Raw genomic sequence first — 9,588 nt, 5'->3', positions numbered from 1 at the left:
GTTTTACCGTGGTCAACGTGACCAATGGTGCCGATGTTGCAGTGCGGTTTACTGCGCTCAAACTTTTCCTTAGCCATGATGGCCTCCTTAATGTTGAGGTGGGAAGCGGGCAGCCCGCTTCCCAAATTTTGTTATGCGTATTTCGCTTGGATCTCGTCGGAGATGTTCTGCGGAACCGGATCGTAGTGGTCGAACTGCATGGAGAACTGCGCGCGGCCCGAAGACATGGAGCGCAGGTTGTTGATGTAGCCGAACATGTTGGCCAGAGGCACAAATGCGTCGATTGCTACAGCGTTACCACGTGGTTCCTGACCAGACACCTGCCCACGACGGGAGGTAAGGTCACCAATGATGCCACCGGTGTATTCTTCCGGAGTAATCACTTCCACTTTCATGATTGGCTCAAGCAATTTCGCGCCGGCCAGTTTCATGCCTTCACGCATTGCCATACGAGCTGCGATTTCAAAGGCCAGAACACTGGAGTCCACGTCGTGGAACTTACCGTCGATCAGAGCAACCTTGAAGTCGATCACAGGGAAGCCTGCCAGAGGACCGGAGTCCATGACCGACTTGATACCCTTTTCAACACCCGGGATGTATTCCTTCGGAACAGCACCACCAACGATGCGGCTTTCGAAGGAGTAGCCTTCGCCAGCTTCAGTCGGCATGATTTCCATTTTGACTTCAGCGTACTGACCGGAACCACCAGACTGTTTCTTGTGGGTGTAGGTGTGCTCGATGCCTTTGGAGATGGTCTCACGGTAAGCCACCTGTGGCGCACCGATGTTGGCCTCAACCTTGAACTCACGCTTCAGACGATCCACGAGGATGTCCAAGTGCAGTTCGCCCATACCCTTCATGATGGTCTGACCGGATTCTAGGTCAGTTTCCACGCGGAAGGATGGGTCTTCGGCTGCCAGACGCTGCAGACCCTGAGACATTTTCTCTTGGTCAGCTTTGGTCTTAGGCTCAACAGCAATCTCGATCACCGGATCCGGGAAGGTCATTGTTTCCAGAACAACCGGGTCGTTGGTGGCGCAGAGCGTGTCACCAGTGGTTGTGTCTTTCAGACCTGCCAGCGCGATGATGTCACCTGCAAACGCTTCGGTGATTTCCTCACGGTTGTTGGAGTGCATCATCATCATACGACCGATGCGCTCTTTACGACCTTTTGTGGAGTTCAAGAGCGTGTCGCCCTTGCTCAGCACACCGGAATAGATCCGGGTAAAGGTCAGGGAGCCAACAAACGGGTCGTTCATGATTTTGAACGCCAGGCCGGAGAACGCCATGTCGTCGTCTGCACGACGGGCAATGTTACGCTCTTCGGTTTCGTCACCTGGTTCAAAGCCCATGTAATCTACAACGTCGAGCGGGCTCGGCAGGTAGTCGATTACAGCGTTGAGCAGAGGCTGAACACCTTTGTTTTTGAACGCGGAGCCGCCCAGAACCGGCACAAATGCCATTTCCAGAGTACCTTTGCGCAGCAGTTTGCGCAGAGTTGGGACGTCAGGCTCTTCGCCTTCCAGGTAAGCTTCCATGGCGTCGTCGTCTTGTTCGACAGCCGCTTCAACCATCTTGCCGCGCCATTCGTCAGCCAGCTCTTTCAAGCTGTCACGGATAGGAGCTTTCACCCAGGATGCGCCGAGGTCTTCACCCTGCCACAGCCACTCTTCCATGGTCACCAGGTCAACCAAGCCTTCCAGCTCAGTTTCGGCGCCAATTGGGAAAGCGATTGGAACAGCGGTTGCACCGGTACGGTCTTCAATCATGTGAACACAGTTGAAGAAGTCCGCGCCGATTTTGTCCATCTTGTTGACAAAAACCATACGTGGAACCTTGTAGCGGTCAGCCTGACGCCACACGGTTTCGGTCTGAGGTTCAACACCAGCGTTGGCGTCCAGAACACAGACAGCACCATCGAGAACCGCCAGGGAACGCTCAACTTCAATGGTGAAGTCAACGTGGCCTGGGGTGTCGATGATGTTCAGACGGTGCTTTGCGGAATCGGCAGATTTGCCATCCTCGGTGCGCTCCCAGAAGGTGGTCGTCGCAGCAGAGGTAATGGTGATACCACGTTCCTGTTCCTGCTCCATCCAGTCCATGGTGGCTGCACCATCGTGCACCTCACCGATGTTGTGGGATTTGCCGGTGTAATACAGAATGCGCTCGGAACAGGTGGTTTTACCTGCATCGATGTGCGCCATGATCCCGAAGTTACGGTAGTGCTCAAGCGTATATTCGCGTGCCATTGGTCTAATGTCCTCTGGAATTTACCAACGATAGTGGCTGAAGGCTTTGTTAGCTTCGGCCATCTTGTGCGTGTCTTCCCGCTTTTTAACGGCGGTACCGCGAGAGTTCACAGCATCCAGAAGTTCACCTGCGAGGCGCTCTTCCATGGTGTTCTCGTTGCGGTTGCGCGACGCGGTGATCAGCCAGCGGATGGCCAATGCTTCACGACGCTCTGGACGCACTTCAACCGGTACCTGGTAGGTGGCACCACCCACACGGCGGGAGCGAACCTCAACCGATGGTTTGATGTTGTCCAGCGCTTCGTGGAACACTTCCACAGGGGCGCGCTTTACTTTGTCTTCAACGCGGTCGAGGGCGTTGTAGACAATCTTTTCTGCGACCGACTTCTTACCGTCGATCATCAAGTTGTTCATGAACTTGCTCAGCACCAGATCGCCAAATTTGGCGTCGGGCAGAATTTCGCGTTTTTCAGCGGCGTGACGACGTGACATATCAGCCTCTCCTTCTTACTTAGGACGCTTCGCGCCGTACTTCGAACGACGTTGCTTACGGTCTTTGACGCCTTGGGTATCCAAAACACCACGCAGGATGTGGTAACGGACACCCGGAAGGTCTTTTACACGACCGCCACGGATCAGAACCACGGAGTGTTCCTGAAGGTTGTGGCTTTCACCCGGGATGTAGGAGATCACTTCGTAACCGTTGGTCAGGCGCACCTTCGCAACTTTACGCATAGCGGAGTTCGGTTTCTTCGGCGTGGTGGTGTATACACGTGTGCATACGCCGCGCTTCTGAGGGCACTGCTCCAGGTGCTGCGACTTGGAGCGCTTGATTTTAGGCTGACGCGGTTTGCGGATCAGCTGCTGAATCGTTGGCATAGGGTCTCTTTCCTATTGCTTCCATTTATACGCCGGGCTGACGCCCAACGCGGTTATCTGATTTTTCACGCCTTGTGCGAACACAAGCGCAAAAACCGCAATCGTTTCCATTCCGAGGCAAACGACGCGGTGAGGTCTCAGCGGTTGCGGTCTTCAAAGTAGACCGGAACTTGACCACTACAGGTGTGAAACGGCTCAGGATACACTTGTCCCATTGCCGGATAGGCGCGCGTATATGGGGAGTCGCGGTGCTTGTCAACAGCCGCCCTGTTGCGCTGGCGGCGCGGCCCTGCCAATGTGCGCCTCAAAACAAGAAAGGCAAAACCATGATCGACAGCAGGGACATGCAGATGATTGGCCTGTGCCGCTTTTCCTACCCGGCTTTGGGTGGATTTCAAGTGGAACATGAGACCATCGAAGACCGGATTGCCTTTCTCTACGCCGAAGACCGGCTGGAGGAGCGCTTTCAGCTGATGGAGACCGTCGCCCTGCCCTGTTTGCGCGAGCAGACCGACCAAAACTTTGAGATGATCATTGTGATTGGCGACACCCTACCTAAACACCACGTGGATCGGCTGCATGATATCACTGCCGACATTCCCCAGATTTCCATTGTTGCGCATGAACCCAAGCCACACCGCCCTTTGATGAAAGAGCTGATCAACGGCGCCCGCAAAGACCCCAAAGCGCCGTGTTTGCAGTTCCGGCACGACGACGATGATGCGATTTCCGTCGATTTCTTCGAATGTTTCCGTGAGGCGGTGAACGCGGTCCCTGGCTTGCTCGAAAATCGCTCCGTGGCGTTTGATTGGAACCGGGGTATCATTGCCGAGATGAGTGGTGAAGGCATCGCCGCCACAGACACGGTGCGCAATCTCTATGTCGCGTCTCTTGGCATGTATGTGCGCGGGGGCTGTCCTCTTACAATCATGAACTTCCGTCACGGCATCATGAACCAATTCATGCCCACCGTGTCTTTCACCGACACGCCGATGTGGGTGCGCACCCACAATGGCTACAACGACAGTCGCCAGAAGAAGGTCAAGCCGGTGCCCGTAGAGCCCCTCACTGTGGAGCAGGAAGCCGAGTTCAAGGCCCGCTTTGCCATCGACGTGGATCAGGTGCGCGCGACGTTTTCCTGAGACAGCTTGCGCCCGCGAAGCAAGGTGAACACCCCTGCCCCGACCACAATCGCTGCACCCGTCAATGTGATTGGGTCGGGCCAGTCACCAAACACAACAAAGCCAAGAACCAGAGCCCAAAGCAATCCGCTGTAGCGGAATGGCGCGATAAAGCTGACTTCGCCCACGCGCATCACCAGCACGGAAAACAGATATCCGCCCAGGATAAACAGAGCAGCACCACTGAGAAGCGCCCATTGTCGGCCATCAAGGCTGACCCACTCGCCGCCCAAACTGGCCACTCCGGAAAACACCATAACGCCCAGCGATGCCACCAGTGTCACGGTCAAAGACGGCACGTTGGCAGACATCTTGCGCGTTGACAGATCTCGCAGCGTGACAAAAGCCACCGCCACCATGGCGTAGATCGCATATTGGTCAAAACCGTCCGGCCCCGGCCGCACAATCAACAACATGCCACAGAACCCTGCGGCAATTGCAGACGCGCGTCGCCAGCCCACGGCCTCCCCGAAAAACAGAGCGCCGCCCAGGGTTACGGTCAGCGGCAGGATTTGCAGGATCGCAGTCACATTGGCCAAAGGCATGTGATAAAGCGCGGTGATAAAGAAATAGGCCGCGCCAATCTCCGCCACGGTGCGAACGGTCACCAATCCCCAATCAAACCGTGACAAGGTCCAACGCAGCTTGCCCAGCGATTTGGCCAACAACCAAATCAGACCGGAAGCCAACAGCCCTCGCAGAAACAACATCTGAAACAGCGGCACATCTGTGCCCAACGCCTTCACCAGCGTATCGTTAAACGTGAACGCCGCCATCGAGCACATCATCAGAACTGCGCCTTTGGTGTTGTCTGACATCGCCGCCATTTGCCGCCCTTTCCCGTATGCAACCGAGCGACCCTAGGCGCGAGGAATGGCTTTGCCAATCCCCGTTTCGTTCACATCAATCTCCGCGAAAAGCAAAAAGGCCCCCGGCGCATTGCCGGGGGCCTCTTCAATTCATATCAGAGATCGCAGTTTAGTCGAACTCACGGCTTTCCGGTGTTTCCACCAGACCGCTGTCAAACACATCCTCTGCAGTCACATCTTCGACCGGCGCGGCCAGACGTGCGGCGGCTTCCGCCTCCTCACGACGGGCTTCCACAACCACGTTGTCCCGCTCAGACGCAATGCGACGTACTTTCTGTGTCGCACCACCGGTACCAGCCGGGATCAGGCGGCCGACGATAACGTTCTCTTTGAGGCCAACCAATTTGTCTTTCTTACCCTGCACGGAGGCTTCGGTAAGAACACGGGTGGTCTCCTGGAACGACGCCGCGGAGATGAAGGACCGGGTCTGAAGCGACGCTTTGGTGATGCCGAGCAGGATTGGTTCGCCTTTGGCAGGGCGACGGCCTTCGGCCAGCGCCTTTTCATTAGCCGTGTCAAACTCAATCTTCTCAACGTGTTCGCCTTTGAGCAGCGTGGTTTCACCAGAATCCTGGATTTCCCACTTCTGCAACATCTGGCGCACAATCACTTCGATGTGCTTGTCGTTGATCTTCACACCCTGCAGGCGATACACGTCCTGCACTTCGTCGATCATGTAATCCGCCAGCGCTTCAACACCCATAATAGCAAGGATGTCGTGCGGTGCCGGGTTACCGTCCATGATGTAGTCACCCTTCTGCACGAAGTCGCCTTCCTGCACCGGGATGTGTTTGCCCTTTGGCACCATGTATTCCACGGTTTCCATGGACTCATCAGACGGCTCGATCGCGATGCGACGCTTGTTCTTGTAGTCGCGGCCAAAGCGCACGTAACCATCGATTTCAGCGATGATCGCGTGATCTTTTGGACGACGCGCTTCGAACAGTTCGGCCACACGTGGCAGACCACCGGTAATGTCTTTGGTCTTGGCGCCTTCACGCGGGATACGCGCAACAACGTCACCAGCTTTCACGTCCTGCTGATCTTCGATCGACAGAACCGCGTCCACAGACATTGGGTAGTGTACCGGGTTGCCAGCGTCGTTTCGCACAGGCTCACCATCTGCATCCACCAGGATCACTTCTGGTTTCAGCTCGTTGCCTTTTGGCGCAGAACGCCAGTCGGTGACGATTTTCTGGGTCATGCCGGTCGCGTCATCGGTCTCGTCGCGGATGGAGATACCCACGGTCAGATCAACAAACTTCGCCTTACCGTCTTTTTCCGCCAGAATTGGCAGTGTGTACGGATCCCATTCAAACAGCTTGTCACCAAAGTTGACCGCTTGGCCCTCTTTGACAAACAGCTTGGAACCGTAACCAACCTTGTGGCTGGCACGCTCTTCGCCGTCTTCGCCTTGAATGATCAGCTTCATGTTGCGGCCCATCACCAGGATCTCGCCATTGGCGTTTTCCAGAGTGTTGGCGTTCTCAAAGACGATCTTACCTTCCTGGCTTGCTTCCAGGAACGACTGTTGACCACCCTGCGCAACACCACCGATGTGGAAGGTCCGCATTGTCAGCTGTGTACCGGGTTCACCAATCGACTGTGCCGCGATGATACCGACAGCTTCGCCAGTGTTCACCATGGTGCCGCGTGCAAGGTCACGACCATAGCACATGGCGCAGACACCCTCTTCCGCGTCACAGGTCAACGGGCTGCGGATGCGCATGGTTGCCACGCCAGCTTCGTCAATCGTGTCCGCCATGCGTTCATCGATCAGCTGACCATGGGCCACCAGAACTTCGTCTGTGCCTGGCTTCATCACGTCCTCAGCCGCAACACGGCCCAGCACACGTTCTGCCAGAGAAGCCACAACCTCACCGTCGTTGACAGCCGCCTCAGCGGTGATCGCCGCATCTGTGCCACAGTCATGCGCACGCACGATGCAGTCCTGCGCCACGTCCACCAGACGACGAGTCAGGTAACCGGAGTTCGCTGTTTTCAAAGCGGTATCTGACAGACCCTTACGGGCACCGTGAGTGGAGTTGAAGTACTCCAGAACGGTCAGACCTTCTTTAAAGTTCGAGATAATTGGTGTCTCGATGATGTCGCCGTTTGGCTTGGCCATCAGGCCGCGCATACCGCCCAGCTGTTTCATCTGCGTAACCGAGCCACGCGCACCGGAGTGCGCCATCATGTAGACCGAGTTTGGTTCCGCTTCAGAGCCGTCTTCGTCACGCTGCGAGGAGGAGATCGTGCCCATCATCGCATCGGTGACTTTGTCGTTACACTTGGACCAGGCATCAACAACTTTGTTGTACTTTTCGCCCTGAGTGATCAGGCCGTCCATGTACTGCTGTTCAAAGTCTTTCACCTGATCACGGGTGCCGTCGACGATGGTCCACTTGTTGTCCGGGATCACCATGTCGTCTTTACCAAACGAGATGCCCGCCTTGAACGCTTCGCGGAAGCCCATGGTCATGATCTGGTCACAGAAGATCACGGACTCTTTCTGACCACAGTAGCGATAGACGGTGTCAATCACGTTCTGCACGTCTTTTTTCCGCAGCAGCTTATTCACCAGCTCAAACGGCGCCTTGGCGTTCTTTGGCAACAGCGCGCCCAAACGCACACGACCTGGTGTGGTTTCAAACCGCTCAAAGACTTCCAGACCGTTTTCGTCAAACTGAGGAATACGGGCGGTGATTTTTGTGTGCAGGTGCACAGCGCCACTGTCCAGTGCGTACTGAACTTCCTCGATCGAGGAGAACACCATACCTTCACCCTTCATGCCTTCACGCATGATGGTGGTGTAGTACAGGCCCAAGATCATATCCTGCGACGGAACGATGATTGGCGCACCGTTTGCCGGGGACAGAACGTTGTTGGTGGACATCATCAGAACACGTGCTTCCAGCTGAGCTTCGAGGCTCAGAGGCACGTGCACAGCCATTTGGTCACCGTCGAAGTCCGCGTTAAACGCAGAACATACAAGCGGGTGCAGCTGGATGGCTTTACCTTCGATCAGAACCGGCTCAAACGCCTGAATGCCCAAACGGTGCAGCGTAGGCGCACGGTTCAGCATGACAGGGTGTTCGCGGATCACTTCGTCCAAGATATCCCACACTTCGGGACGCTCTTTTTCCACCAGTTTCTTGGCCTGCTTCACAGTGGAGGACAGACCTTTGGCTTCCAGACGGGAGTAGATGAACGGCTTGAACAGCTCGAGCGCCATCTTCTTGGGAAGACCACACTGATGCAGTTTCAGTTCCGGACCGGTCACAATCACCGAACGGCCAGAGAAGTCGACGCGCTTACCCAAAAGGTTTTGACGGAAACGACCCTGCTTACCTTTCAGCATGTCGCTGAGCGATTTCAACGGACGCTTGTTGGCGCCGGTGATCACGCGGCCACGACGGCCGTTGTCAAACAGCGCATCCACAGATTCCTGCAGCATCCGCTTTTCGTTGCGCACGATGATATCAGGAGCGCGCAGTTCAATCAGACGCTTCAGACGGTTGTTCCGGTTGATCACACGACGATACAGATCGTTGAGGTCAGACGTCGCAAAGCGGCCACCATCCAGCGGCACCAGTGGGCGCAGCTCTGGTGGGATCACTGGGATCACGGTCAGGATCATCCATTCCGGGCGGTTGCCGGACTCGATGAAGCTCTCAACCACTTTCAGACGCTTGATGATCTTCTTTGGCTTCAGCTCACCAGTGGCTTCGGCCAGATCGGCGCGCAGCTGGTCAGCTTCAGATTCCAGATCGATCATCGACAGCATCTCACGGATCGCTTCCGCACCGATGTTGGCGGTGAAAGCGTCCATGCCGTATGCGTCTTGCGCATCCATGTACTCTTCTTCGGTCATCATCTGGCCGTACTGCAGGTCGGTCAGACCCGGCTCGATGACAACGTAGTTTTCAAAGTACAGCACACGTTCCAGATCACGCAGTGTCATGTCCAGCATCAGGCCGATGCGGCTTGGCAGCGATTTCAGGAACCAGATGTGTGCAACTGGCGCGGCCAGCTCGATGTGGCCCATGCGCTCGCGGCGCACTTTCTGAAGGGTAACTTCAACACCACATTTTTCGCAGACAACGCCGCGATATTTCATGCGCTTATATTTGCCGCAGAGACATTCGTAGTCTTTGATCGGGCCAAAGATACGCGCGCAGAACAGGCCGTCACGCTCAGGCTTGAACGTACGGTAGTTGATGGTTTCTGGCTTTTTGATCTCGCCGTAGGACCACGACAGGATCCGCTCAGGCGACGCCAACGAGACTTTGATCTCATCGAAAGTCTTCTGCGGTGCCAGTGGGTTAAACGGGTTGTTCGTCAGTTCCTGGTTCATTTTGATACCTCAAATTTGGTTGGGAGGAGAGTGGTGGGGATGAGGGCTGACGC

General features: G+C 55.7%; 6 protein-coding genes and 1 pseudogene. 1 reads left to right on the top strand and 6 read right to left on the bottom strand.

The annotated features are described in order from the left end of the window. From Q0955_RS11425 to rpsL, 4 genes and pseudogenes are all read right to left on the bottom strand, one after another. Nucleotides 1-77 (bottom strand): annotated as a pseudogene (locus Q0955_RS11425) (elongation factor Tu); the annotation flags it as partial. Nucleotides 78-131: 54 nt separating this feature from the next. Continuing rightward, the gene (gene fusA, locus Q0955_RS11420; protein WP_299424349.1) at nucleotides 132-2,249 is read right to left on the bottom strand and encodes an elongation factor G; all 2,118 of its coding nucleotides are present in this window, start codon (nucleotides 2,247-2,249) and stop codon (nucleotides 132-134) included. A gap of 21 nt (nucleotides 2,250-2,270) precedes the next feature. Then, entirely contained in the window at nucleotides 2,271-2,741 is a 471-nt protein-coding gene (gene rpsG / locus Q0955_RS11415; RefSeq protein ID WP_299424348.1) for a 30S ribosomal protein S7, read from the bottom strand. Nucleotides 2,742-2,756: 15 nt separating this feature from the next. Further along, on the bottom strand, nucleotides 2,757-3,128 hold the full coding sequence (rpsL, locus tag Q0955_RS11410) for a 30S ribosomal protein S12 (RefSeq protein WP_054000841.1): 372 nt from the start codon (nucleotides 3,126-3,128) through the stop codon (nucleotides 2,757-2,759). 344 nt (nucleotides 3,129-3,472) lie between these two features. Here rpsL and Q0955_RS11405 point away from each other — a divergent pair, with 344 nt between their 5' ends. Continuing rightward, nucleotides 3,473-4,270: a putative rhamnosyl transferase gene (locus tag Q0955_RS11405; RefSeq protein ID WP_299424371.1), complete on the top strand. Its 798-nt coding sequence runs from the start codon at nucleotides 3,473-3,475 to the stop codon at nucleotides 4,268-4,270. Here Q0955_RS11405 and Q0955_RS11400 read toward each other — a convergent pair. Then, complete coding sequence (locus Q0955_RS11400; protein WP_299424370.1) at nucleotides 4,246-5,127, bottom strand: DMT family transporter; 882 nt, start codon at nucleotides 5,125-5,127, stop codon at nucleotides 4,246-4,248. The genes Q0955_RS11405 and Q0955_RS11400 overlap by 25 nt on opposite strands. A 160-nt stretch (nucleotides 5,128-5,287) precedes the next feature. Continuing rightward, entirely contained in the window at nucleotides 5,288-9,535 is a 4,248-nt protein-coding gene (rpoC, locus tag Q0955_RS11395; protein WP_299424346.1) for a DNA-directed RNA polymerase subunit beta', read from the bottom strand. Nucleotides 9,536-9,588 lie beyond the last annotated feature (53 nt).

The sequence above is a fragment of the uncultured Shimia sp. genome, assembly GCF_947493595.1.
GTDB lineage: Bacteria > Pseudomonadota > Alphaproteobacteria > Rhodobacterales > Rhodobacteraceae > Shimia.
This window is presented reverse-complemented; position numbering and strand designations above follow the sequence as displayed.

What these genes read in the sequence shown, in the direction of transcription:
- Q0955_RS11405 (WP_299424371.1), top strand. Translation starts at nt 3,473, where the DNA reads ATGCAGATGATTGGCCTGTGCCGCTTTTCCTACCCGGCTTTGGGTGGA.
- fusA (WP_299424349.1), bottom strand. Translation starts at nt 2,249, where the DNA reads ATGGCACGCGAATATACGCTTGAGCACTACCGTAACTTCGGGATCATG.
- Q0955_RS11400 (WP_299424370.1), bottom strand. Translation starts at nt 5,127, where the DNA reads ATGTCAGACAACACCAAAGGCGCAGTTCTGATGATGTGCTCGATGGCG.
- rpsG (WP_299424348.1), bottom strand. Translation starts at nt 2,741, where the DNA reads ATGTCACGTCGTCACGCCGCTGAAAAACGCGAAATTCTGCCCGACGCC.
- rpsL (WP_054000841.1), bottom strand. Translation starts at nt 3,128, where the DNA reads ATGCCAACGATTCAGCAGCTGATCCGCAAACCGCGTCAGCCTAAAATC.
- rpoC (WP_299424346.1), bottom strand. Translation starts at nt 9,535, where the DNA reads ATGAACCAGGAACTGACGAACAACCCGTTTAACCCACTGGCACCGCAG.